Here is a 24,273-nt window from a genome sequence, read left to right on the forward strand (position 1 = left end):
ATTGTAAAAGTACCAATTTTAATATGGCTGGGCTATCCCCGGTAGTGGGGGAATTTTAATCGTACGTTAATAACAAGTACAGACAAATAAAAGTTGCATAAGCGTTGCCTGATGGCGGTATCATTTTCTATAGCTGTATACCAACTCTGCATAACATTCAGATAATCAATTACCTGGCAGCCTTCGCCTTATTTTTTTGGTAGTACTTGCAGACCGGTCTTAAGCCACATTCCTCGCATTTGGGATTGCGCGCCACGCAGATGTACCGGCCATGGAGTATAAGCCAGTGGTGGGCAACGTGTACCAGCTCTTTGGGAATATACTGCAATAACTGTTTTTCGGTCGCCAGCGGGGTTTTGGCGCCTACGGTAAGCCCGATCCGGGCTGAGACCCGGAATACATGGGTGTCAACGGCCATATTGGGTTGCTGGTCTACCACCGAGGTGATCACATTGGCTGTTTTACGGCCCACACCGGGTAGCTGCACCAGTTCTTCCACCGTCAGGGGTACCTGGCCATTGAATTGCTCCATCAGCATATTGGCCATGCCGATGAGGTGCTTTGTTTTGTTATTGGGATAAGAAATGCTTCTGATCAGCGGGAACAGTTCATCAAAAGTGGCTTTAGACAAGCTGGCCGCATCCGGGTATTTTTCAAAAATAGCCGGCGTGGTCATATTGACCCTTTTGTCTGTACATTGTGCTGATAAGATCACAGCTACCAGTAACTGGTAGGGATTGTCATACAAGAGCTCAGTCTCCGCATCGGGAGCGTGCTGTTGAAAATAACTGATAACAAAATCGAAGCGTTCTTTCCTGGTCATTCTTAGCTTGGAATGACGGCGAAATTACGGGAAGAGGATCAGGCAATCAACAAAAGCTGTAACAACTGTTATTCAACAGATTCTATAGCCGATTCACGGGCATAGTTCATAATGTTGAGAAGCACCTGTGGCCGGGGAGATTCAACAATCCGGTCAAGGCTTTTTACAGATGTTCTTAAAACTTCTAATTTCTCGCGAAGTGTCCAGTCTTCCTGTAAGGAGGCTTCAATCGCTGCGGTTTTCTCTGGGGAGGTTTCTTGATACAAATACTGTATGAGCTCCTCTGGTGTAAAGAGAATAGTCATAGGCAAATCCATTTATGTCCTTTAAAATTTCCGAAAGAGTCAATTTCGGAGTCCGTCCGTGATTATAAACGTTGGTTGGGCTGGGTTATTGTATAGGGTATTGGAAATTGGAGGAGGAGTTGCAAAAACCGGATTCAAGGTAGAGAAAATAATTTAAAAATAACAATAGGAAATATACGAATTATTGTACTATGTGCATAGTATCTGCAGAAGGAGCTAATTAATTGCTTTTCAACTAATTGAAGCTAAATAAGAGGAGGCAGAAAAAATAGATTATTGCTTTATTTCAGGCAGGATAAACAGGTCTTCATTGTCTTTTTTCATCCAGTACTTTTCCCGGGCATATTTCTCCAGGGTAGCGGGATCAGACTTTAATTGTTCCAGCTCTTTCTTCGTGTTATCAATCTGTCCCAGGTAATAATCACGGCTTTCTTCCAGCTTGTGAAGTTCGTGCTTGTGCTTAAAGTGGGTGGTAATAATATCCTGGTCGTCAAAAAAACAGATCCATACCCCAAACACCAGGGCGGTGAGCAGGTACTTGTTCTTAAGCCAGGCGGGTATGTGTTGAAGAAACTTCATTTGAAACCGGAAGTCAGAAGTTGGAAGTCAGAAGTCTGAGCGAATGCTCCGACTTCTGACTTCCAACTTCGGATCCTTATTTACCAAATTTAATCTTTCCTTTAGGATAAACAGCATTCTCAGCCAGTAATTCTTCAATGCGGAGGAGCTGGTTATATTTAGCCATCCGGTCACTGCGGCTGGCAGAACCCGTCTTAATCTGACCGCAATTGAGGGCTACAGCCAGGTCGGCAATAGTGGTATCTTCTGTTTCACCGCTGCGGTGGCTCATGATGGTATTGTAACCATTGTTCTGCGCCAGTTGAACCGCATTGATGGTCTCTGTTACGGTTCCTATCTGATTTACCTTGATCAGGATGCTATTGGCAATACCTTTGTCGATACCTTCCTGTAAACGTTTTACGTTGGTAACAAACAGGTCGTCACCTACCAACTGGCATTTGCCGCCGATCGCCGTGGTGAGGTTTTTCCAACCGGTCCAGTCATCTTCTGCCATACCATCTTCAATAGATACGATGGGGTATTTCTTCGCCCAATCAGCCCAAAAGGCTACCATTTCATCACTGCTGATGGATTTGCCTGAGCTCTTGTGGAATTTATAGCTGTTTGTTTTTTCGTCAAACATTTCTGTAGTAGCAGCATCCATGGCAATGCCAATTTGCTCGCCGGCTTTGTAACCTGCCAACGTGATGGCTTCCAGTACGGTTTCGATGGCTTCTTCATTGCTCTTGATATCAGGCGCAAAACCACCTTCGTCACCTACGTTGGTGCTGTATCCTTTTTTCTTCAGTACGGTTTTCAGGTTATGGAATATTTCCACGCCCCAACGAAGACCTTCACTGAAAGAAGGAGCACCGATGGGAACCACCATAAATTCCTGGAAATCGATCTTGTTATCGGCATGCATACCACCATTAAGGATATTCATCAGGGGCATGGGCAGCACGGTAGCATTTACACCACCGAGGTAGCGGAACAGGGGCAGGTTGCTTTCCTGGGCAGCAGCATGGGCTACGGCCATGGAAACGGCCAGGGTAGCATTAGCGCCCAGCTTGGCTTTATTTTCAGTACCATCAATCTTTAACAGTTGAGCATCTATATAAGCCTGCTTCACCACTTCCATACCAATCAGTTGATCGGCAATAATATCATTCACATTCTTTACAGCCTGCAGAACGCCTTTGCCTACATATACCTTCTTATCATTGTCACGCAGTTCCACCGCTTCGTGTTTTCCGGTAGAAGCGCCGCTGGGCACAGCAGCCCGGCCAATAATGCCATTTTCAGTAACCACATCTACTTCCACCGTAGGATTACCACGACTATCTAATATCTGTCTTGCATGAATGTCAGAAATGTAACTCATGATTCGTTGTTTGTTATTTGCTGTTGGTTTGAATATAAGGCAAACGCTCGTTAGCGGTGCTGGTGCACCCCCGGGGAGTGCTGCAACCGGATGGCAAAGAAACGAAGTTTATATTAATTTTATTGATATCGCCGCTCAGCTTGCCCTTTTTTCGAGATCATTCAATACCGCCAGCCATTCCCGGGGTTCTTCACCATCTTCCTGCCATAGATCGCGCAATTCTGAATTATTTCTAACTCTTTCGATGGCTTTTGCAATCGTGCTGCTATCCTGCGACAGCAATGTTCCCGTGCCGGCTTTCTGTAACCAGTCTTCGGCGTTCTCGGGAAAGTCTTCTGATTGTTTTCCTTTGGCAGCGGCTATATATTCAATAGCAGCGAGCGCTGCTGCGCTATCATCTACTTCCAGGTAGTCTTCTGCCGGATAGTTGGCTACTACCCTGATAGCTTCTTCAATTCTGTCGAATCCACGCTCTTCCACTTCTGCTACAAAATCCAATGCGCTGTCATTTTCAAAAATTCTATGTCCCCAGGTTCCCATTGTTTTACTATTATTGGTTATTCGTTAATGATCTGAATACCTCTTCCAGGCTTTGACCGCCCGATTGAAGGGATACGATGTTCAGGTTCTGCTGCAGGGCCAGCTCCAGCAATTGCCGTTTGGCTTCCTGCACATCGGTACAGGTAAGCTCCCATTCATAGGTGCTTAACTTGTTAACCGCCCGTACGCTGCTTAACCTTTCCAGCCAGGCAGGTTCCAGTGATTCGCGGAAACTGACTTTCAGCACTTCACTGTTGGCTGATTGCGTGCGCAGGTTGCTCAGCGTATCATTGGCTACCAGCTTACCCCGGTTAATGATCACTACCCGGTCGCAGATGGCTTCTACTTCCTGTAATATGTGGGAAGAGAACAAGACAGTTTTATGCTGTCCCAGCTTTTTGATCACCTCCCTGATCTCAACGATCTGGTTGGGATCGAGACCGGTGGTAGGCTCATCAAGGATCAACACTTCGGGATCGTGGATAAGGGCGGCTGCCAGGCCTACGCGTTGTTTATAGCCTTTTGACAACTGGCCCACTTTCTTTTTACTTTCCAGGGAAAGGCCCACCATTTCTATCACTTCTTCAATTCTTTTCTTCCTGTCGCTCACACCATGTACATCCGCTACAAAATCCAGGTACTCCCGTACGTACATATCATAATAGAGGGGATTGGCTTCGGGCAGGTAGCCGATCTTTTTTTTACTTTCCAGTGGCTCCTTTTGAACATCAATGCCGCATACAATTGTGGTGCCACTATCCGGCTGTAGATAGCCGGTAATAATTTTCATAGTAGTAGATTTACCGGCGCCGTTAGGCCCCAGGAAACCTACGATCTCTCCTTTATTGACATGGAAGGAAATACTATCTACAGCCTTCTGCTCACCATATAACCGGGTAAGCTGATTTACTTCAATTGACATAGCAACAAACCTACAAAAACCAATTTGAAGATTTTAATATTTCAGCACCTTCTGCATATTTAACAATAAGGTAGCAGAAAAAGCAGTTTATAGGGCAGGCTGCTTAGAGATCATCGTATTCATACAAGGGATCCAACGAAGTATTGGCCTTTATATCCAATAAGGGATTGATGATACCGTTTTTCAGGCCGTATACCCATCCATGCAGGTCGGGCCGGTTCTCCTGTTTCCAGGCGCGCTGAATAATGGATGTTTTAGCCAGGTTTTTTAACTGCTCCACCACATTGAGCTCCACCAGCCTGTTTGTCCGTTCATCAGGCTCATGGATGGCATCCAGCTCTTCCCGGTGCAGCCGGTATACATCTTTAATATTCCGCAGCCACATATTCAATAAGTATTTATAATCATGGTTGGTGGTAGCGGCCTTAACGCCTCCACATCCATAATGACCACATACAATGACGTGTTTTACCTTTAAATGATTCACCGCATAGTCCAGTACGCTTAGCAGGTTCACATCTGTATTGATCACCAGGTTGGCCACATTGCGGTGCACAAATATTTCTCCGGGCTGTGTACCTGTAATTTCATTGGCAGGCACGCGGCTGTCGCTGCAGCCGATCCATAAAAAATCAGGTTGTTGTATATTTTCCAGCCGCTTGAAAAACAGGGGATCTTCTCCCACTTTTTCAGCCGCCCAGGCTTTATTTTCCAGTAGTAACCGCTCAAATGGCATCATAGAAGTAATTTTTATGGTGCTGTAAAATAGCAAAAAAAAGACCAGACAATGACTTGCCTGGTCTTTTTAAAAAATAAGCTATTGTTACCTCAATGCAACAGCGCCTGGTAGATAGCCTCATGTACCCTGGGGCGTACATTCATGCGCAGGAATTTGTTGATATCAGGACTGTTGACCCGATTGGACAAAAAGATGTAGACAAGATTGTATTGGGGATCTATCCAGAAACAGGTGCCGGTAAAACCGGTATGCCCATAGGTAAGCGGTGAGGCCGACAAGGTAGGATAGGGTTCCTTGCGGGTAGCATTGTCTTTTTCCGGCTTGTCGAAGCCCAGGCCGCGACGGCTGATATCGCTATGGTAGGCGGTGAAATAGTCCACGGTAGCCTTACTGAAAAAGTTTTGCCCGCCCAGTACACCGCCGTTCAGCAATACCTGTGAAAGTATCGCCAGGTCGTACGCATTGCTGAAGAGCCCGGCATGACCAGCCACTCCGCCAAACATGGCAGCTCCCGGATCATGTACATCGCCCTGGATCAGTTGCTGGCGGAAGCCTGCTTCTTTTTCGGTAGGCGCTATATAATTAAGCGGAAAGCGATCGCGCGGTTTAAAACCGGTAGAGGTCATGTCCAGCTTATCGTAAAAAGTTTTCTTTACATACGCTTCCAGTGGCATGCCGGTAATAGCCTCTACCACCTTGCCCAAGAAAATAAAATCATTATCACTGTAGATGTACCTGTTGCCGGGCTCCAGGTTGCTGGTAAGGATACGGCTATAAATAGTATCCACCCAGTCATTGCGCATGAAAAGATGATCTGCCACGCGCACATGATGCGCGGAATCCGGTTTCAGGGCGTAAAAATTCCAGTTGGGGCTATTGCCATCTGCCCCATTCACCGTTTCCCGGTAAAAAGGTATAAATGATTTCAGGCCTGCCTGGTGCAGGATCACATCCCACAGCTTAAGTCCTTCTTTATTGGTCCCCTTTACCCAGGGCAGGTAATCACCCAATGTTTTTTGCAGGTCTATCTTACCTTCATCATACAGCTTCATCACCGACACTGTAGTAGCCATGATCTTGGTGACTGAAGCGAGGTCATAAATAGTTTCAGGATATACCGGCTCCGTACTATCATAAGTTAAATAACCATAGGCCCGCTCAAAAACGATCTTGCCATCTTTGGCTACCAGCACCACTCCGCCGGGTATGGCCTGCTGCCGGATGGCATCATACATAACGGCATCAATGGAATCATTCAGTTGGGCCTGCTTAAAACCCAGCGTTGCCGCCGGTACTCCAGGCAGTAAGCGCTTTATTACAAGGCCGTCTCCGAACTTCAATGATTCGCAAACAGTAACCGGCAGTTTTCCTTTTGCCTGCAGGCGACCGGCGATCAGGTCGGTAGCCACTGTTTGCGTTATATCATCATCTTCATAGCAGGCTACCAATACCTTTGCATCACAAAAGTTTTTGATAAGGTAGGGGTTGCCAAATGCAAGCGTGATGGTTTGATGCTGTTGCTGCAATCCCTTTACCAGCGAAAGGGCGGCATTGCTTACGCCAAAACTATTGGCCGGATAGCGGCTATAGTTATGCATGCCAATGACCACCACATCGTACCGGTTTTTAAACAGTTCCAGCATGGGGGCTACCTTGGCGGAGTCGAGCCTGTAATCAAAATAATAAACCTGCGCATCATAGTCCTTACGCACCTGCTCTGCAAACACATTGTCTTTGGTAAGTCCAAAGCCTACATAAGCTACCCGCTTTCCTTTGGTGAGCGGATAAATACCGTAGTCATCATTGCGCAGCAGGGTCAATGCCTTTTCAGCGATCAGCCGGCGCATGGCTCCTACTTTGCTATTCAGGTCGGCGGTCAGGTTCTTTGTTTCGATGGGTTTCCAGTTGGCCAGTCCATATTCATACTTGGCGTGCAACACTTTCTTTACATGCGCATCTATGGCTTTCCAGGAAAGCTTACGCTTGCGGATGGCTTTGAGTATCTTATCAATGCTGCCGGGAATATCACCGGGCAGGCACAACATATCATTACCGGCAATCAATGCCTGAAGGGAGATCTCTCCATCAGGATAATATTTGGCTACGCCTTTCATTTCCAACGCATCGGTAAACGTGAGGCCGTTATAGTGCATTTCCTTGCGCAGCAAGTTCGTTACGTTGTTCTTTGAAATAGAAGTAGCGCGGTTAGCCGTATTGTCAATAGCCGGTACTGCCAGGTGAGCGATCATCACACTGCCAATGCCTGCTTTGAAGATCTCCCGGAAGGGATATAGTTCCAGGGAGTCCAGTTGCTCTTTTGATTTATTAATAATGGGCAGGTCATAATGCGAGTCTACATCCACATCACCATGACCGGGAAAGTGTTTGGCGCAGGCCATCGTACCGGCATCCTGCATGCCTTTCATGTATTGAATACCGTATTCAGCTACCTTGTATTTATCTTCTCCAAAAGAGCGGTCATTGATCACGGGATTATTGGGATTGTTATTAACATCCACTACCGGCGCATAGTTTACCTGGATGCCCATGCGTTTACATTGTTCGCCTACCACACGCCCGTATTCATAGATCAACGCAGGGTCCTGTACAGCGCCCATCATCATCTGCCGGGGCAGCCCCTGTACACTGTCCAGCCGCATACCCAATCCATTCTCCCCATCAATAGCTACCATCAGCGGCGTTTGGGCAATGGATTGAAAATAATTGATCAGGTTGGCCTGTTTAACAGGGCCTCCCTGGAACAAACAGATAGCGCCAATATTGTATTTACGGATGGCTTCTTCCACTTCCTTGTCGAAGAAAGTAATGGTGCGGTTGGGGCCGATGGAAGACAAACGCAATACCATCAGTTGGGCGATCTTCTGTTCTTTGGTCAGTGTTTTAAATACACTGTCTACCCAATGATTGGCGGGCAGGAAAGAAGGGCGCTGGGCCTGGATGGCAGTAACACTCCACAAAAGAATAGCAAACAAAAAGAGTCTCTTCATGATGATGAACTTAAAAAGCGAATTTAGCCGCTGAAATTAAGAAGAAACACCCATAAAAAGGATGAGCGGGACATTCCCTGCTGTCAATTTTAATAATCATGCAACGTTGTGAGTGAACGCTTTTTAAATGCTTCTCACTTCCTTGCGATTCATGCAGATTACCGCATATTAGCCGGGAAGGCGGAAAGGCAACAAGGGGCTTCGACAAGCTCAGCCCGACAACAATATTCCCGCTTCGAGAAAAATAATCCTGCCATGGGAAGGATATGTGGAGATAACAGGCTGATTCCCGTTTAAAAATAGTTGGCATGCCCCTTGAATATACATTATCGGTTTTTCATAGGATATTGGACTAAGACGGGGTTGAATTTCTATTCAGACCCTTTTCTTTTTTTATACCTGCACCACGCTGTTTTACTCATACGCATTGCCATCAATATTAATCCACAGAAGGCGCCAATAACAGTCATTTACGCCCCAATTAATTCCCGTATTTTCGCTGCCAAATAAGGAGACTGAAGATTGCCCGACATTATTCAATTACTGCCCGATAATATTGCGAATCAGATCGCTGCCGGCGAAGTGATCCAACGGCCGGCCAGCGCGGTGAAAGAGCTGCTGGAAAATGCCGTAGACGCCGGCGCTACCGAGATCAGGCTACTCATCCAGGATGCCGGTAAATCCCTGATACAGGTGATTGACAACGGTAAAGGCATGAGTGAAACCGACGCCCGCATGTGCTTTGAACGCCACGCTACCTCCAAAATACACCAGATCGAAGATCTGTTCCGCATCCGCACAATGGGTTTCCGCGGGGAAGCACTGGCTTCCATAGCAGCCGTAGCACAGGTAGAACTGAAAACCAAAAGAGCAGAAGATACCACAGGGACCTATATAGAGGTGGAAAACAGCCTGGTAAAAAGGCAGGAGCCGGTGGCCGCCAATACCGGCACCAGCATTGCCATGAAGAACCTGTTCTTCAATATCCCGGCAAGGCGTAACTTTCTAAAAACCAATGCCTCAGAGATGCGGCACATTGTGGATGAGTTCATCCGGGTGGCGCTCTCTTTCCCGGAAATATTTTTCTCCCTGTCGGCCAACGGACAGGAGATGTTCCACCTGGAGAAAGGTACTCTCAAACAACGGATCGTACAAGTGCTGGGCAACCAGTACAATGCGAGGCTGGTGACCGTACAGGAGAAAACAGACTACCTGAATATTTATGGCTTCACCGGCAAACCGGAGACAGCCAAGAAAACGCGCGGCGACCAGTATTTCTTTGTGAACAACCGCTTTATCCGCAGCCCTTACCTGAACCATGCGGTGATGAGCGCCTACCAGGAAATGATCGCGCCCGACAGTTTCCCGCTGTATGTGTTGTTCATTGACCTGGACCCTGCCCAGGTAGATATTAATGTGCATCCCACCAAACAGGAGATCAAGTTTGAAGATGAGAAGATCGTGTATGCCTTTGTGCAGGCCGCAGTAAAACATGCCCTGGCACAGTTCAGCGTTACACCTACCCTCGAATTTGACCTGGACCCGAACATACAACAGCTCGACGCGATCAATAAGCCTTTCACGGAAGATAAACAGGAGGCCGCTACTACATCGCCCCTGTTTAAGAATTTCAGCCAGAAACACCAGGCGCATTTTATTCAGCCCACCAATAAGAGTGAGCTGAAGCACTGGAGGGATTTTTATGAGGGGGAGAATAACAAGAATCCAGCATCCAGGATCCAGCATCCAGAAGCCGGTGATCAGCCATCAGCAGCAGGCAGCCAGGGAGAGAAGAAATTTGAGTCTTTATTAGATCAATTGAGGAAAGAGGAACAACCAACTGGCTCTATCACTCTCCACTCTCCACTCACTACGCACAATCCTCAGGCCCGCCTTGAACTGGTGATCAGTGAGCAGGCGCCTTTATCGCAGTTGCACAACCTGTACATCGTAGTGCCTACCAATCGCGGTTTTATATTGGTACACCAGCAACTGGCACATGAACGCATCCTGTATGAACGTTTTATCGCAGCGGCTACCGATAAGGCGATGGCTACCCAGCGCAGCCTGTTTCCGGTAACACTGCAGTTATCTGCCCAGGATGCCGTACTGATGAATGAATTAATGAGCGACCTCAACCAATTGGGTTATCTGATTGAACCCTTCGGCAACCAGGCATTTGTAATACAAGGCACGCCGGCCGACCTGGAGCAGGGCAATGAAAAGATGATCATTGAAAACCTGCTGGAGCAATTCAAGCACTTCAGCAGCGACCTGAAGTTTTCCAAACGGGAAAAGCTGATCCGCTCACTGGCCTGGCAGCAGGCCATCAAACCCGGCACCTCTTTATCTGACAAGGAAATGCGGCGGCTGATAGATGATCTGTTCCAATGCAGGCAACCCAATGTTACCGCAGGGGGCAATCCCACTTATATTGAATTCAAGCGGGATTATCTCGAACAGCTATTTAAGCGTTAATAAGGTTTTACCGGAATTTGATGACTTCTTGCTTTCCCACAAATTATACCGCAGGTAGAATTGCAGCGCCCTGTTCTTATCAAAAGTATATGGCGTGGCAGGTGATAACCGGAAGCTCAGGTAATTGCTGAGGGCCTGGTTATAGCGCAATCCCACGGTGAAGCGGTTGAAGAAATAGTTGGCATCGAGCAAGAGCCTGAACTCATTACTATTGATCCTTTGCGATAAGCTGTCATTCCTGAAGCGGCTGTAGGTTTCTTTTACCAGTACATTACCGCCACCGGTCCACTTTCTTTCCTCCGATAAGGCCACCCCACTGATCATGGAAGAGAATTGAATACCGGTACCCATGTAAAAACCGGGGAATGGGCTATGGTGTATGCTCACTGGTATATTGAAGTAATACAGCTTTTTGGCATACACGGCATTCGTGGTATAACTATTCGGACCTAAAGGCCTGACCGTGTATTCCAGGAGTGTAGACCGTATAAACTGGGGCGATATTAGCTGCGCCTCTGTTTGTAAGAATGTTTTGCCGCTGAGGTGATATTGCAAGTGAGGCGACGGCAGGTAATCGGATACGGTATTATGGCCGGCCCACAGGTTATAGCCCATGGCGCGCTGATCGCCCAGGGGAAAAGCAAGGGGCAGGGTAAATCCCATCGCCAGCATACCAGTTTCCCTGCTCCTTTGCAGTTTCTTTTTAGCCGCACCGGCATTGGCTACAGGGCGGTCCGGCAGGCCATTCTTTTTTGCATAGTCTTTCTCAATGGTAGTTCCGGGGGCAAGCACAGGCCCGGGTTGACTATTTGTATAGCGAAGCGGTGATCTTACAGTGGTAGCGTGTACACGATCTTCAGCCGGTTTGGACAATACAGGCGCTTTATCATAGATCACTTTGGGGTCTTGCTTCAAAGGCTTACGCGTTGTACCGCGGGTGAGGTTACGCTCCCTTTGTTGATCAGTAAAGGCAGGATCAAGATCAGCAGGCGTCTTGGGTTGTGTGCGACCGCCTGACAGTTTCTTGTTCCCTTCCCGTGTGTAGTTCCTATTATCTTTTTGAGTAGTTATTGTTTCATCGGCTCTGGGTTGACGGTTGTTGTTTTGATTGTTACGGATCTTGTTGCCGGCATCGCGAACAGTTGCCACTGCTGCCCCTTCATCTCTTTCCGACACGGCGGCATTGCTACCGGGTGGTGTAACCGGTTTCTCCCGGCTTTTGACAGTTCCTTCGGCAGGAGCAGTAGCTACCGGTGGGTTATCAGGTGATTGGGCGGCGGTCCCGGAAGACTGCGCTTTGCCGGCCGGCGATAACGGCTTCCCTTTTTCCGGATCAACCGGAGGCAACGTTTGTGTAACAGGGATTGTCTTATCTCCTTCAAGGAAATGTTTTCCAGACAGCCAGGTGCCCAGGAATAAAATCCCAATGGCAATACTGAACAGCCACCAATGGCGGCGTACGGAGAAGCCGCCTCCTCGGGGCATCTCCTTCTCCAGCAATGCTCTCATCTGTTCCCAGGAGTCATTGGCCTCTCCTGGGGGTGGCAGGTGTTGCAGTTTGTCTGCCAAGTGTCTTTCGTATGGTTGTCGGTCGTTCATTACGGTTACACTTGCATGGTTTGTAATAGGTGTTGCAGTTGTCTGCGGGCTTCGCTCAGGTGCCATTTACTGGTCCCTTCACTAATTCCCAACAGGTTAGCTATTTCACGGTGATTGTATCCTTCTACAACGTAGAGGTTAAATACACCCTGGGTAGCAGGTGATAGTTTTCTTACCAACTGTAATAATTCCTGGGCGCTCATACGTTGTATGGCATCCGCTTCAATGGCAGGCTCTTCCGCTTTTTCCAGTTCAATCTTGGTATAGAATTTTTCCCGCTGCCGGATAAAATCAATGGCCGTATTAACAATGATCTTGCGTATCCAGGTGTAGAGCGATGCCCTGCTGGCATCGTACGTATGGATATTCTTATATACTTTCAGGAAACCATTGTGCAATACTTCTATTGCATCTTCCTGGCTACGGGTATAGCGCAGGCATATGGATGCCATGGGCCCATAGAACTGTTTGTACAACTGCTCCTGCGCCCGACGGCTATTGTTAATACAACCGTTAATCAACTCCGTATCGGCAATACTATTTGCCAAATAAGCCCGTATTTATGTTTCCGCAAGCCTTATCCATACCATCATTTAATGCAATGCTGCTATATCCCGGAACGGGATTACCAACGCAAATATTGCAGGATATGGCCTTGCACCCCTTCTTTCAGCCTGCCTTTAACTGTTAATTAATACGTAAAATTGGGACGGAAGCGTTGGGTAGGGCCCAAAAAAGAAGGCCCCTGGGAGATATTGCAGGAACTATTTCAGGAAACCACCGGCCGCGTTTGCAGGGCCCTGGTCAGTTCAGCTTCATTGGTCAGGTCGAGCCGCAACGGCGTAATGGATACATAACCATTCTCTACCGCATAGCGGTCGGTACCTTCTTCGGCAGGCTCCAGCGGGATGACGGTAAACCAGTAATGCTTACGGCCCATCGGGTCAATGCCCGGCACTATTCTACCATCATACAGCCGTACCGACTGCCTGGTCCATTGTACCCCTTTGGGTTCCGGCGGCAGGTTGATGTTGATGAGGCTCAGGTGCGGATTTTCCATCACTGCTGCCAGCGCCTTCTCTACATAGGGATCAAGCCTTTCAAAATCAGGTTCCGTTTTACCGGCCGGCGTACTTACGGCAATGCCCTTTATACCCAGCAGTACGGCCTGCTTGGCAGCCGCCAGGGTGCCGGAATGCCACATGGAATTGCCCACATTAAGGCCCAGGTTAATGCCTGATAATACCACATCCGTTTTGGCCCAGAGGTGCGTGCCCAGGGCCACACAATCGGCCGGCGTACCATTTACCCTGTAGGCTTCCAATCCTTCAAAAGTGATGGGGGATTTTTTATAGTATAAGGGCCTTGAGCCTGTAATAGCATGGCCCATAGAAGATTGCTCCACATCCGGCGCTACGATCTGTACTTCCCCGAAACGGGCAGCAATTTTTGCCAGGGCGGCTAAACCCGGACTGTAAATACCGTCATCATTGGTTACTAATATTCTCATGCTACCATTGAGCTACATAACCATGCCAGCCCGGTTGTGGTATGCAATTGTTAAGGGATAGATTATAATAACAATGAACAACATGAAATACGTCAAACTCCTGCACAATCCGACGGCTGGTGAAGAAGATCATACGAAGAAAGAGCTGATCCCGCTCATAGAAGCGGCAGGCTGGGAATGTAGATATTCATCTACAAAAGAGAAAGGGTGGGATAAGATAGAACCCGATACCGATTTCGTAGCAGTGGCCGGTGGGGACGGCACGATCCGGAAGACTGCCCTCACCCTGCTGGAACGCAAGTTCTCCGACAAAAAACTGCCCATTGCCATATTACCGCTGGGCACCGCCAATAATATTTCGAAATCACTGGGTATCACCGGAACGGTAGCAGAGACCATTACCTCCTGGAAAAAGAGTGCCATCAAGAAGTATGATATCGGGCGTATTGAAGGACTGGAGGAATCTCATTTCCTGGTGGAAGGTTTTGGGTATGGCATTTTCCCACGGCTGATGAAGGTGATGAAAAAGGTAGATAAAGAAAAGAAGAGCACACCGGAACTGGCGCTGCAAACAGCCCTGGAAGAATTGCACCATATCGCACTTTCTTCTGAAGCCCGTCATTATCATATTGCAATAGATGAGCAGGACCATTCGGGTAAATTCCTGCTCGTAGAGGTGATGAACAGCCGCTCTATAGGTCCCAACCTGGAGCTGGCCCCCGGTGCTGATCCGGGCGATGGCCATTTTGATATTATCCTGATGCCGGAAGAAGCCAGGGCCTCACTGGCCGGTTGGGTGCAACAAAAGATCAATGGAGAAGATGTCCCGTTTGATTTCACCCCGATTGACGGCAGCAAGATCACCATACATACAGAAGATACCCTGCTGCATGCAGATGATGAACTGATAAGTCTGAAAGAACCAGCCAATGTTACGGTGGAATTACAGCCGGGTGTATTGGAATTCCTGGTACCGGAGGAGTGAGTGGTGAGTCGAAACCACCAGGCTACCAAAAATTAATTTACATTAGGCATCACCATTTAAGCCAGCCTATGCCCACGCCTATTTCATCAGCACTTCATAATTGGATACCTTATAAGTTGTCCATGCTCCATGATATCCCGCACTGTTACTGGTTGTATACCGGCAACCAGCGTTATACAGCGCCCTTTTTTGACGAAACGATCAGCCAGTGCAAAAGCTTGCCGGAAAACTCATTTCCTTACAGAAGCCTCAGCACACTGGATATATTACCTTCCTGGGGAGCTGCTATGGAATCGGCGCCACCCACTGCTTTTATATTCCATGTTTCACGCTGTGGTTCCACGCTCATTGCCCAATTGCTGGGCCTTCCCGAAGAACATATTGTACTGGCCGAAACCCCTTTTTTGGACCAACTGCTCCGGCTACCTTATCAACAGCCCAATATTGACACTACCCTGATTGCAAAGGCCCTACCGGCTGCGCTTCAATTGTATGGACAGAAAAGAAGGGGCGATGAAAAGCATCTCTTCATCAAGACCGATAGCTGGCATTTCTGTTTTTACCGGCAGTTGCGTCAATTATTCCCCACTGTTCCTTTCCTACTGCTATACCGTTCACCCGATGAAGTGATACAATCACAGCGCAGGCGCCGGGGCATGCAATCGGTACAGGGCGTTATAGAACCGGAACTGTTTGGCTTTGATAAGGACGCTATTGCAGCCTGTTCGCTGGACGATTATATGATCAAAGTGCTGGAGTATTATTTCACGACCATGCTGGAGATTACCGGCTATGACCCGCATTCCCTGCTGGTGAGTTACCATGAGCCGGTACTTCAGATCATGCAAAAGATCGCCGCCTTTACAGGCATTACTTTACAGGAAAGTGAGCTGCAGGTGATGCAGGAGCGCAGCCGCTATCATGCCAAGTACCCGGAGCAGGTATTCCAGGAACCAGCATCCACAACGCCTTTGCCGGATAGCATCCTCCCGGTCATGGAGCTGTATAAGCAATTAGAAACCCTAAGAAGCCGCTTATGACTCTTCGTCTATTAAGTTTTTCAATACAAAGGCCAGTAGCCGCACAGCAGAAGTTTCGGGGTCTTCGGTATGGGTGGATATGATCAGGTCGGCATCAACAGGAATATCGTATACATCATTCACGCCGGTGAGGTTGGTTATTTTTTCCGGGTGACCGGCTGGCAGAAAAGCCCTTCTGTAAAGCCCTTTGGTATCCCTTTCAATCAGGATGTCTAAAGAACAATGGACCCATACTATAGGCGCATTGTATTTTGTTTTCAATTCCTGCCGCACATCTTCATAAGGATTGATGGCTGCAATGATGGCAATGATATTCTGCTGCACCAGTGCATCTGCCACAGCGCCGAGCCGGCGGATGTTCTCGCGCCTGTCGGCAGCCGAAAATCCCAGGTCTTTACAAAGTGTTTTACGATAGGCATCGCCATCAACGATCTCTGCGGCAATGTCCTTTTGCAGCAGGAGTTGCTGTACACGGAAAGCAATCGATGTTTTGCCGGCGCCCGAAAGCCCCGTGAGTTGGATAAGTAACATGGGGTTAATTACGCCTGTTCCAGCAAACTGTGTTCCAATTCATCGGCCAGGCGGTTGGTAATAGCTGTATTTTGTAAACGCAGCTCAAATATCATTTTCAACAGCTCGCTGGTTTTACGCTCTTCAGACACATAGGTTTTCACAGACCGGTTGAACAGGTCCTGCAACCACTCATTCACTTTGCAATCAATCACCAGGTGAATACGGTCGCCGGCCCCATAATTGGCCACCCGGTGCGGCAGGTTGGCATTGATGTACCAGCAGTCGCCCACCTCCATCTGTATGCGTTCATTTTGCACCCAGAACTCCACCTGTTCATTGGTAAATATGGGTATATGCAGCCTGGCTTCGCCCCGTTCATACGCCAGTTCATGATCCCGGTGTTCTTTGATGACGGCCCCGCTTTTCAGGTTCAGCAGCCGTACCGATCCCAGCGGGCATTGAAAGGTATCCAGCAATTGCCGGATGGCCGGACACTGTTCCATCAGGGGAGTGTCCAGGTAAACATCCTCGCTCATCAGGTCTGGAATGATCTGGTCATGGTGACCACCCGGTGACCGGAGGGGGAGCACTGTCCATTCGCCTTCGTAGTGATAGGTATTAAAGTGGGGAGCCCAGGAATCGGGTAGTGTAAGGATCTCCTGACGGAGGGACGAGATATTAATCGCCAGGTCAATTTTTGCCGAACGTATCATAAGACAGTCATTGGATTAATGGTCAGACGAATATAATGTTTTTTCGCTATAAAACCTGCCAATTTCTTCCGCTGCAGGCCTACTTCTGTACTTGCTGTTGTGTTCTTGCAAAAGCTGACCCATTTTTTAAATTTTAATTCGAAACAGCCGACAGATTGTCACTTATTTTGTAATTTCCAGCTATGTTTCAATACCATTTTTACCTGCTTTTACTACTTCCGATGGCGTTTTCTACCGCTGCTGGCTGTTGGTTGTATACCCGCCGGCCAGGCTCAGCTTTCGCCCGAACATTCCCTCTTCAAGCGTATTTTATCCACTGCACTTTACGTTCGGTTTACTTTCAGTTTACTTTCGGTTTGCTTTCAGTTTAGTTATTGGTAGCTTGATCTATGCTTAATCCATGCTTTATCCCGGCTTGATCTATACTCTATCCCCGCCCGACCTATACCTTCGCAGAACCATAAGGCAACTGTTGCAGCGTAATTCCTGGTCAGCAAGAAAAACGACATTTTGTCGCATTTTTACGACTTGTCTTCTATTTTCTCCTATGGGGCACCGGACCTAAGCCGGATTTAGCAGGCGCCCTTCTAACGGTTGTTAATTGTGGCGTTGGGCCTCAAAAACCCCACAAAACCGCTAAAAACACCGGCTTTATACACTATTTTTGCAGTCTGATTTTAGCTTTTGGCGCTCAAAATTTAGATGTTTCAAAAATTTTGACCTGGACCAATTGTTTGTTGCTGTAAATCAATGTGGTTACGATTTATCGCTATAACTTGCGCAGGCAACTAATAGCCTGGAGTATTGTTATATTGGTAATTATCACAACAAAGCATTAAAAATGATAACAATTTCCAATAACGCGAAGGAGTATATCCATCAACAGATGGAAAAAGAGGGCCACCAGGCAGGCAGTTTTGTACGTGTAGGCGTAAAGGGAGGCGGTTGCTCCGGCCTTTCCTACGAGATGAAGTTTGATACCGAAGTGAAAGAAAATGACCAGGTATTTGAGGATAAAGGCGTGAAGCTGGTGGTAGAGATGAAAAGCCTGCTGTACCTGTATGGCACCGAACTGGATTATTCCAGCGGCCTGAATGGTAAAGGATTGTTTTTCAATAACCCCAACGCTTCCCGCACTTGTGCCTGCGGTGAGAGCTTTGCACTGTAAGGGGTAAGGGGCGAGTGGTAAGTGGTGAATGGCGAGTGGGCTTTTGCTTCGATAGCCATTGGAAACGGACAGCGGTAACATCAATGTGATTGACTTTAACCAAGCGAAGAAGACATGAGTACTGATTTAGATATATTAAAAGACGTCTCGACAGAGGAGTATAAGTACGGCTTTACGACGAATATCGAGATGGACATTGCCCCCAAAGGGCTGAATGAAGATACCATCCGGTTTATTTCTGCCAAGAAGAATGAACCGGAATGGCTATTGGAATGGCGGCTGAAGGCTTTCCGTCATTTCGAGAAGATGGAATGGCCCGCCTGGCAGAATTTTGAGATGCCGAAGATGGACCTGCAAGGTATTTCCTATTATGCGGCTCCCCGCAAGAAAGCCAAGTATAATAGCCTGGATGAAGTAGACCCTGAGCTGCTGGCCACTTTTGAAAAGCTGGGCATTCCCTTAACAGAACAACAGATGCTGGCAGGGGTAGCCGTAGATGCTGTGTTTGACAGTGTATCGGTAGCTACCACCTTCAAGGGAAAGCTGAAAGAGATGGGCGTTATCTTCTGCTCCTTCGGTGAAGCCGTGCAGGAGTATCCCGACCTGGTGAAGAAATACCTTGGTACTGTGGTACCGTATACGGACAATATTTTCGCAACGCTCAATGCAGCCGTATTCTCCGATGGTTCTTTTGTGTATATCCCCAAGGGTGTACGCTGCCCCATGGAGCTTTCTACCTACTTCCGTATCAATGCACAGAATACCGGTCAGTTTGAACGCACCCTGATCGTTGCCGATGATGAAAGTTATGTGAGCTACCTGGAAGGCTGTACCGCCCCGATGCGTGATGAAAATCAACTGCACGCGGCCGTGGTGGAGCTGATCGCCCTGGAAAATGCAGAGATCAAGTATTCCACCGTACAAAACTGGTATCCCGGTGATAAGGATGGCAACGGCGGTATTTACAATTTCGTAACGAAACGTGGTATCTGCCGGGGTGTTAATTCCAAGATCTCCTGGACACAGGTAGAGACGGGTTCGGCCATTACCTGGAAGTATCCCAGTGTGATCCTGCGGGGTGATAATTCTACCGGTGAGTTCTACTCTGTAGCCCTCACGAAGAATAAACAGATTGCCGATACCGGTACCAAGATGTACCATATCGGAAAGAATACCCGTAGCCGTATTATTTCAAAAGGTATTTCTGCCGGACATGGGCAGAATAGTTATCGCGGACTGGTACAGGTAGGCAGCGGCGCTGACAATGCCCGCAATTTCACCCAGTGCGATTCCCTGCTGATCGGTGATGAATGCGGCGCTCATACTTTCCCCTATATCGAGTCGAAGAACAACTCGGCCATGGTGGAACATGAAGCGACCACGTCCAAGATCGGGGAAGATCAGATCTTTTACCTCAACCAACGGGGTATTGATACCGAGAAAGCGGTGGCACTGATCGTCAATGGTTATGCCAAGGAAGTACTGAACCAGTTGCCCATGGAATTTGCCGTAGAGGCTCAGAAGTTGCTGGCTATTTCCCTGGAAGGAAGTGTAGGATAATTGTAAAAAGTAAATTTATCAAAGCGTTAATAAATGTTAAGTATTAAGAATCTGAAAGCATCTGTTGAAGGTAAGGAGATACTGAAAGGGCTGGACCTGGAGGTGAAAGCCGGGGAAGTGCATGCTATCATGGGGCCCAATGGTTCGGGTAAAAGCACCCTGGCATCCGTACTTACCGGTAAAGAAAACTATGAAGTTACCGGTGGACAGGCTTTATTTGAAGGCAAAGACCTTCTTGAACTCTCTCCCGAAGACCGTGCAAGAGAAGGTGTGTTCCTGGCATTTCAATACCCTGTTGAAATTCCCGGCGTTTCCAACATAAACTTTTTGAAGACTGCCCTCAATGAGATCAGGGCTTATAGAGGACAGCCCAATATGGAAGCCAAAGAATTCCTGAAGCTGCTGAAAGAAAAACAAAAGCTCCTGGAATTTGATGCTGCCCTGGCCAACCGTTCCCTGAATGAAGGTTTTTCCGGTGGTGAGAAGAAAAGAAATGAGATTTTCCAACTGGCTATGCTGGATCCCAAGCTGGCTATCCTGGATGAAACGGATTCCGGACTGGATATCGATGCCCTACGCGTTGTATCAAGAGGCGTTAATAAACTGCGCACCGGTAAAAATGCGTTCATCATCATTACACACTATCAGCGTCTGCTGGAATACATCGTTCCGGACTACGTACACGTATTGTATAAAGGACAGATTGTGAAATCCGGCACCAAAGAGCTGGCACTGGAACTGGAAGAGAAGGGATACGACTGGCTGAAGGAAGATTCAAAGGAAACAGAAACGGCAGATATTTTACTGCCCCGCTAAAGCCGGCCGTACCGCTTTCGATTTATTAGAACCAGCAGAAAAAGAACCGGAATGGAAAACAGGATTACACAAATAAGCAGCTCTTTATACGATCAGTGCATAGCTGATTACGAAATACGTTCATCCCTCTTCGCAACGGAAGCGCCTGAAGTAAGTGCCGTACGTGAAAAGGCATTCCAGCATTTTAAAAAACTGGGCTTCCCTTCCACCAAGGTAGAAGACTGGAAGTATACCAACCTGGTACCGGTACTGAAAGAAGGCTTTGAACTGGAACAGGAAGAAGAGATACTCTCTGTAAAAGAGGCCGCCATTGCCAAAGCAACCATCCAGTTACTGGATTGCTATCATATTGTACTGGTAAACGGCAAGTACCGGGCCGATCTTTCCGATGCCGTGCCGGTAGAAGGCATATACCTGATGTCTTTAACCGAAGCCAGCAACAGGCCAGCCTTCAAACAGCATTTTGGTCAGTATGTGGACCTGGAGAAGTTCCATTTCGCTGCTGCCAATACAGCGCTTTTCCGCAATGGCCTTTTTATAGAAGTAAAACGGAATACCATTGTAGAGAAGCCTTTGCACCTGATCCATATTACCACTGCCAGTGAGCCTACTTTTTACCAACCCCGGCAGTTGTTTGTGGTTGGCACCAGTGCCTCCATCAGTATTATTGAAAGCTATGCTACAGACACGAACAGTACACCAGTGTTCATTAATAATGTAGCAGAAATTGTACTGCAGGAAAATTCACAGGTACAGCATTATTATATCCAGGCAGGCGATGAGAACGCCCGTTATGTACATCATACAGAGGTGTACCAGCAGGCGAATAGCATCTATAATAACTATAAGGCTTCTTTCCCCGGCACCAGCCTTTGGCGCAATAACCTGAACGTAGCGCTGGATGGTGAAAACGTGGAAAGTCACTTATACGGTCTTTATCTTGCAGGCGGTCGCCAGTTGGTAGACAACCACACGATCGTAGACCACCGCAAACCCCATTGTAACAGCAACGAGCTGTACAAAGGCGTGATGAAAGACGAGGCTGCCGGCGTATTCAACGGTAAGATATTCGTGCGCAAGGATGCCCAGAAAACCAATGCCTTCCAGCAGAACAATAATATGATCCTGGGCAAAAAGGCAGTGGTCGACTCCAAGCCGCAACTGGAAATCTTTGCCGATGACGTTAAATGTAGCCATGGCTCTACCATGGGACAATTTAACCTGGATGCTTTGTTCTATTTAAAATCAAGAGGTATCGGAGAGGAAAAGGCCCGCACCCTGCTGATCCATGCCTTTGTATTCGACGTAACAGAAAAGATCCCTATTCCGGAAGTGCAGACACATATTAATGCACTGATCGAACAAGGGTTGAAATAAGTGAGTGTCAGGCTGAGTTTGTCGAAGCCGTTAAGCACCCTTCGACAAGCTCAGGGTGACAGTCTGATCCAGACTACAGGTCTGGCCTTCTAACCAACACACGCTCCGTAAGGGTCCCTTAGAACACTCATTGTTAATTATTAATTTTTTTGACCCATGAGTACAGACGTTATGGTAGCTCCGGCCGCATTGGATATTCAGCAAATCAGGAATGATTTCCCCATATTGCAGACAACCGTATATGGCAAGCCATTGGTTTATTTAGACAATGGCGCCACCGCTCAAAAACCCTGGGCTGTGCTGAAAGCTATTGAAGATTATTACACCCACCTGAATAGCAACGTACACCGGGGCGTACACCACCTGAGCCAAAAGGCAACGGATGCGTATGAAGCTTCCCGCAGGAAGGTGACCGCTTTCCTCAATGCCCGGCACGATTATGAAGTGATTTTCACGAAGGGTACTACCGATGCCATTAACCTGGTAGCTTACAGTTACGGCAAGCAATTCGTACAGGAAGGCGATACGGTTATTGTATCTGCCATGGAACACCATTCCAATATTGTACCCTGGCAAATTATGTGTGAAGACCGCAAGGCCAACCTGCAGGTGATCCCCATTAATGAAAAAGGGGAATTGCTGATGGATGAATTCAGCGCTTTATTGAATGACAAGGTGAAGCTGATTGCTGTAGCCTATGTATCCAACACGCTGGGCACCATTAACCCGGTAAGGGAGATCATTGCACAGGCGCATCAACACAATATCCCGGTATTGCTGGATGCAGCACAGGCTGTACAGCATATCCCGGTTGACGTACAGGAACTGGATGTTGACTTCCTGGTATTTTCTGGCCACAAGATCTATGGTCCTACCGGTATCGGCATTTTATACGGCAAAGAAGAATGGCTGAACCAGATGCCTCCCTACCAGGGCGGTGGCAGCATGATCAAACAGGTAACGTTTGCAAAGACCACCTATCATGATCTTCCTTTCCGTTTTGAAGCCGGTACGCCCAATATAGAAGCCTGTATCTGCCTGGGCACTGCTATTGATTATATAACCGGTATTGGCTTGCCCGCCATACAGCAATATGAACATGAGCTGCTGGAATATGCTACAGCGCAATTGTTGTCCATTGATAAGCTCCGCATTATCGGTACGGCAACGCAGAAGTCGGGCGTATTGTCGTTCATTGTAGAAGGTGTTCACCCCTATGATGTGGGCGTGATCCTTGACAATATGGGCATTGCCGTACGTACAGGGCACCACTGCACACAGCCGCTGATGGAGTTTTATGGCATTCCCGGTACGGTACGTGTTTCCCTGGCTTTTTATAATACCAAAGAAGAGATTGATCAACTGGCAGCCGGTGTAAAGCGGGCAGTAACGATGCTGACGTAGCATATCTTTGGTGTTAGCCAGAGGCTAACAAATAGCCGTCACCAGCCGGAGGCTGGCGACTGAGCAGAAAACGATTATTATGACGATTAATGAAATACAGGATGAATTGATTGAGGAGTTCTCTTTTTTCGAGGACAGGAATGAGAAGTATGAATATATCATTCAACTCGGAAAGGAATTGCCATTGATCGAAGAAGCGTATAAGAAGGATGAGAACCTGATACGCGGATGCCAGGCAAAGGTGTGGCTCCATGCCGATTTCAGGGATGGACGGGTGCATTTCACGGCTGATAGTGATGCTATTATCACCAAGGGACTGGTGAGCATGGTAGTGCGGGTGCTTTCAGGCCATACCCCGGGCGCCATCGCACAGGCGGAATTGTATTTTGTAGATAAGATAGGATTGCAGGGAATCCTTTCCGTGACCCGCTCCAATGGCTTGCTCTCCATGATCAAACAAATGAAGTTATACGCGGTGGCCCTGCAAACCAAAACGTCCTAATAGTGTTCACATGATTGACAAGCAGCAAATAGAACAGGATATTATTGAGACACTGAAAACGGTGCACGACCCGGAAATACCGGTGAACATTTATGAACTGGGCCTGGTCTATACCATTGACATTAAAGACGATGGTTATGTACAGATCACGATGACCCTCACAGCGCCCGGCTGTCCTGTAGCCGGCGAAATTATCCGCGAAGTAGATGAAAAGGTGCGCACCGTTCCCCATGTATCAGATGTGAACGTGATGCTCACTTTCGACCCACCCTGGAACAGGGAAATGATGAGTGAGGAAGCCAAGCTGGAGTTAGGTTTTTTGTAAC

At 47.7% G+C, this 24,273-nt stretch carries 23 protein-coding genes; 10 read left to right on the forward strand and 13 right to left on the reverse strand.

All coding sequences use genetic code 11. The features are described 5' to 3' along the window. Nucleotides 1-169: 169 nt before the first annotated feature. The 8 genes from nth to HB364_RS03840 all read right to left on the reverse strand — a co-directional run bounded on the left by nth (nt 170) and on the right by HB364_RS03840 (nt 8,282). Nucleotides 170-823, reverse strand: coding sequence for an endonuclease III (nth, locus tag HB364_RS03805; RefSeq protein ID WP_167286558.1), 654 nt, complete (start codon nt 821-823; stop codon nt 170-172). A gap of 68 nt (nt 824-891) precedes the next feature. Beyond that, nucleotides 892-1,128: a hypothetical protein gene (locus HB364_RS03810; RefSeq protein WP_167286559.1), complete on the reverse strand. Its 237-nt coding sequence runs from the start codon at nt 1,126-1,128 to the stop codon at nt 892-894. A 273-nt stretch (nt 1,129-1,401) separates the two neighbouring features. After that, entirely contained in the window at nt 1,402-1,707 is a 306-nt protein-coding gene (locus HB364_RS03815; RefSeq protein WP_167286560.1) for an FtsB family cell division protein, read from the reverse strand. Between the two features lie 76 nt (nt 1,708-1,783). After that, nucleotides 1,784-3,073, reverse strand: a complete 1,290-nt coding sequence (eno, locus tag HB364_RS03820) for a phosphopyruvate hydratase (protein ID WP_167286561.1) — start codon at nt 3,071-3,073, stop codon at nt 1,784-1,786. Nucleotides 3,074-3,208: 135 nt separating this feature from the next. Next, entirely contained in the window at nt 3,209-3,613 is a 405-nt protein-coding gene (locus HB364_RS03825; protein WP_167286562.1) for a DUF4259 domain-containing protein, read from the reverse strand. Nucleotides 3,614-3,623: 10 nt separating this feature from the next. Continuing rightward, on the reverse strand, nt 3,624-4,535 hold the full coding sequence (gldA, locus tag HB364_RS03830; RefSeq protein WP_167286563.1) for a gliding motility-associated ABC transporter ATP-binding subunit GldA: 912 nt from the start codon (nt 4,533-4,535) through the stop codon (nt 3,624-3,626). Nucleotides 4,536-4,638: 103 nt separating this feature from the next. Then, nucleotides 4,639-5,274, reverse strand: a complete 636-nt coding sequence (locus HB364_RS03835; protein ID WP_167286564.1) for a carbonic anhydrase — start codon at nt 5,272-5,274, stop codon at nt 4,639-4,641. 89 nt (nt 5,275-5,363) lie between these two features. Then, a complete protein-coding gene (locus HB364_RS03840; protein ID WP_167286565.1) occupies nt 5,364-8,282 on the reverse strand; it encodes a glycoside hydrolase family 3 N-terminal domain-containing protein in 2,919 nt (972 codons plus the stop codon). 522 nt (nt 8,283-8,804) lie between these two features. Between HB364_RS03840 and mutL the strand changes: the two genes are divergently transcribed. After that, nucleotides 8,805-10,760 carry a DNA mismatch repair endonuclease MutL gene (mutL, locus tag HB364_RS03845; RefSeq protein WP_167286566.1) on the forward strand — a complete coding sequence of 652 codons (1,956 nt, stop codon included), beginning with the start codon at nt 8,805-8,807 and terminating at the stop codon, nt 10,758-10,760. On the opposite strand, the gene HB364_RS03850 is transcribed toward mutL, so the two are convergent. From HB364_RS03850 to surE, 3 genes are all read right to left on the reverse strand, one after another. Next, on the reverse strand, nt 10,746-12,329 hold the full coding sequence (locus HB364_RS03850) for a hypothetical protein (RefSeq protein ID WP_167286567.1): 1,584 nt from the start codon (nt 12,327-12,329) through the stop codon (nt 10,746-10,748). The genes mutL and HB364_RS03850 overlap by 15 nt on opposite strands. 35 nt (nt 12,330-12,364) lie before the next feature. Continuing rightward, nucleotides 12,365-12,907, reverse strand: coding sequence for an RNA polymerase sigma factor (locus HB364_RS03855; RefSeq protein ID WP_167286568.1), 543 nt, complete (start codon nt 12,905-12,907; stop codon nt 12,365-12,367). Nucleotides 12,908-13,128: 221 nt separating this feature from the next. Further along, nucleotides 13,129-13,869 carry a 5'/3'-nucleotidase SurE gene (gene surE / locus HB364_RS03860; RefSeq protein ID WP_167286569.1) on the reverse strand — a complete coding sequence of 247 codons (741 nt, stop codon included), beginning with the start codon at nt 13,867-13,869 and terminating at the stop codon, nt 13,129-13,131. A gap of 82 nt (nt 13,870-13,951) precedes the next feature. Here surE and HB364_RS03865 point away from each other — a divergent pair, with 82 nt between their 5' ends. Next, a complete protein-coding gene (locus HB364_RS03865; protein ID WP_167286570.1) occupies nt 13,952-14,854 on the forward strand; it encodes a diacylglycerol/lipid kinase family protein in 903 nt (300 codons plus the stop codon). A 122-nt stretch (nt 14,855-14,976) separates the two neighbouring features. Then, on the forward strand, nt 14,977-15,894 hold the full coding sequence (locus tag HB364_RS03870; protein WP_167286571.1) for a sulfotransferase family protein: 918 nt from the start codon (nt 14,977-14,979) through the stop codon (nt 15,892-15,894). Here the strand turns inward: HB364_RS03870 and cysC are convergent. Both cysC and HB364_RS03880 read right to left on the reverse strand, forming a co-directional pair. Then, complete coding sequence (gene cysC, locus HB364_RS03875; RefSeq protein ID WP_167286572.1) at nt 15,889-16,425, reverse strand: adenylyl-sulfate kinase; 537 nt, start codon at nt 16,423-16,425, stop codon at nt 15,889-15,891. The two genes, HB364_RS03870 and cysC, sit on opposite strands and share 6 nt — an antisense overlap. A gap of 8 nt (nt 16,426-16,433) precedes the next feature. Then, a complete protein-coding gene (locus HB364_RS03880; RefSeq protein WP_167286573.1) occupies nt 16,434-17,120 on the reverse strand; it encodes an aspartyl/asparaginyl beta-hydroxylase domain-containing protein in 687 nt (228 codons plus the stop codon). A gap of 841 nt (nt 17,121-17,961) precedes the next feature. On the opposite strand from HB364_RS03880, the gene HB364_RS03885 reads away from it, so the two are divergent. The 7 genes from HB364_RS03885 to HB364_RS03915 all read left to right on the forward strand — a co-directional run bounded on the left by HB364_RS03885 (nt 17,962) and on the right by HB364_RS03915 (nt 24,272). Next, entirely contained in the window at nt 17,962-18,288 is a 327-nt protein-coding gene (locus HB364_RS03885; protein ID WP_167286574.1) for a HesB/IscA family protein, read from the forward strand. Nucleotides 18,289-18,402: 114 nt separating this feature from the next. Next, nucleotides 18,403-19,848 (forward strand): Fe-S cluster assembly protein SufB, encoded by a 1,446-nt coding sequence (sufB, locus tag HB364_RS03890; RefSeq protein ID WP_167286575.1) that lies wholly within the window; start codon nt 18,403-18,405, stop codon nt 19,846-19,848. A gap of 33 nt (nt 19,849-19,881) precedes the next feature. Then, on the forward strand, nt 19,882-20,664 hold the full coding sequence (sufC, locus tag HB364_RS03895; protein WP_167286576.1) for a Fe-S cluster assembly ATPase SufC: 783 nt from the start codon (nt 19,882-19,884) through the stop codon (nt 20,662-20,664). A 51-nt stretch (nt 20,665-20,715) separates the two neighbouring features. Then, nucleotides 20,716-22,041 (forward strand): Fe-S cluster assembly protein SufD, encoded by a 1,326-nt coding sequence (sufD, locus tag HB364_RS03900; protein ID WP_167286577.1) that lies wholly within the window; start codon nt 20,716-20,718, stop codon nt 22,039-22,041. Nucleotides 22,042-22,197: 156 nt separating this feature from the next. Beyond that, complete coding sequence (locus HB364_RS03905; protein WP_317170668.1) at nt 22,198-23,445, forward strand: aminotransferase class V-fold PLP-dependent enzyme; 1,248 nt, start codon at nt 22,198-22,200, stop codon at nt 23,443-23,445. A 79-nt stretch (nt 23,446-23,524) separates the two neighbouring features. Further along, entirely contained in the window at nt 23,525-23,947 is a 423-nt protein-coding gene (locus tag HB364_RS03910; RefSeq protein WP_167286578.1) for a SufE family protein, read from the forward strand. 10 nt (nt 23,948-23,957) lie between these two features. After that, complete coding sequence (locus tag HB364_RS03915; protein WP_167286579.1) at nt 23,958-24,272, forward strand: DUF59 domain-containing protein; 315 nt, start codon at nt 23,958-23,960, stop codon at nt 24,270-24,272. Nucleotide 24,273: the final 1 nt, after the last annotated feature.

This window comes from Paraflavitalea devenefica, assembly GCF_011759375.1.
GTDB lineage: Bacteria > Bacteroidota > Bacteroidia > Chitinophagales > Chitinophagaceae > Paraflavitalea > Paraflavitalea devenefica.

Bases quoted from the DNA above. Each gene is read 5' to 3' on its own strand.
- nth (WP_167286558.1), bottom strand. From the start codon at position 823: ATGACCAGGAAAGAACGCTTCGATTTTGTTATCAGTTATTTTCAACAG.
- HB364_RS03810 (WP_167286559.1), bottom strand. From the start codon at position 1,128: ATGACTATTCTCTTTACACCAGAGGAGCTCATACAGTATTTGTATCAA.
- HB364_RS03815 (WP_167286560.1), bottom strand. From the start codon at position 1,707: ATGAAGTTTCTTCAACACATACCCGCCTGGCTTAAGAACAAGTACCTG.
- eno (WP_167286561.1), bottom strand. From the start codon at position 3,073: ATGAGTTACATTTCTGACATTCATGCAAGACAGATATTAGATAGTCGT.
- HB364_RS03825 (WP_167286562.1), bottom strand. From the start codon at position 3,613: ATGGGAACCTGGGGACATAGAATTTTTGAAAATGACAGCGCATTGGAT.
- gldA (WP_167286563.1), bottom strand. From the start codon at position 4,535: ATGTCAATTGAAGTAAATCAGCTTACCCGGTTATATGGTGAGCAGAAG.
- HB364_RS03835 (WP_167286564.1), bottom strand. From the start codon at position 5,274: ATGATGCCATTTGAGCGGTTACTACTGGAAAATAAAGCCTGGGCGGCT.
- HB364_RS03840 (WP_167286565.1), bottom strand. From the start codon at position 8,282: ATGAAGAGACTCTTTTTGTTTGCTATTCTTTTGTGGAGTGTTACTGCC.
- surE (WP_167286569.1), bottom strand. From the start codon at position 13,869: ATGAGAATATTAGTAACCAATGATGACGGTATTTACAGTCCGGGTTTA.
- HB364_RS03865 (WP_167286570.1), top strand. From the start codon at position 13,952: ATGAAATACGTCAAACTCCTGCACAATCCGACGGCTGGTGAAGAAGAT.
- HB364_RS03870 (WP_167286571.1), top strand. From the start codon at position 14,977: ATGCTCCATGATATCCCGCACTGTTACTGGTTGTATACCGGCAACCAG.
- cysC (WP_167286572.1), bottom strand. From the start codon at position 16,425: ATGTTACTTATCCAACTCACGGGGCTTTCGGGCGCCGGCAAAACATCG.
- HB364_RS03880 (WP_167286573.1), bottom strand. From the start codon at position 17,120: ATGATACGTTCGGCAAAAATTGACCTGGCGATTAATATCTCGTCCCTC.
- HB364_RS03885 (WP_167286574.1), top strand. From the start codon at position 17,962: ATGATAACAATTTCCAATAACGCGAAGGAGTATATCCATCAACAGATG.
- sufB (WP_167286575.1), top strand. From the start codon at position 18,403: ATGAGTACTGATTTAGATATATTAAAAGACGTCTCGACAGAGGAGTAT.
- sufC (WP_167286576.1), top strand. From the start codon at position 19,882: ATGTTAAGTATTAAGAATCTGAAAGCATCTGTTGAAGGTAAGGAGATA.
- sufD (WP_167286577.1), top strand. From the start codon at position 20,716: ATGGAAAACAGGATTACACAAATAAGCAGCTCTTTATACGATCAGTGC.
- HB364_RS03905 (WP_317170668.1), top strand. From the start codon at position 22,198: ATGAGTACAGACGTTATGGTAGCTCCGGCCGCATTGGATATTCAGCAA.
- HB364_RS03910 (WP_167286578.1), top strand. From the start codon at position 23,525: ATGACGATTAATGAAATACAGGATGAATTGATTGAGGAGTTCTCTTTT.
- HB364_RS03915 (WP_167286579.1), top strand. From the start codon at position 23,958: ATGATTGACAAGCAGCAAATAGAACAGGATATTATTGAGACACTGAAA.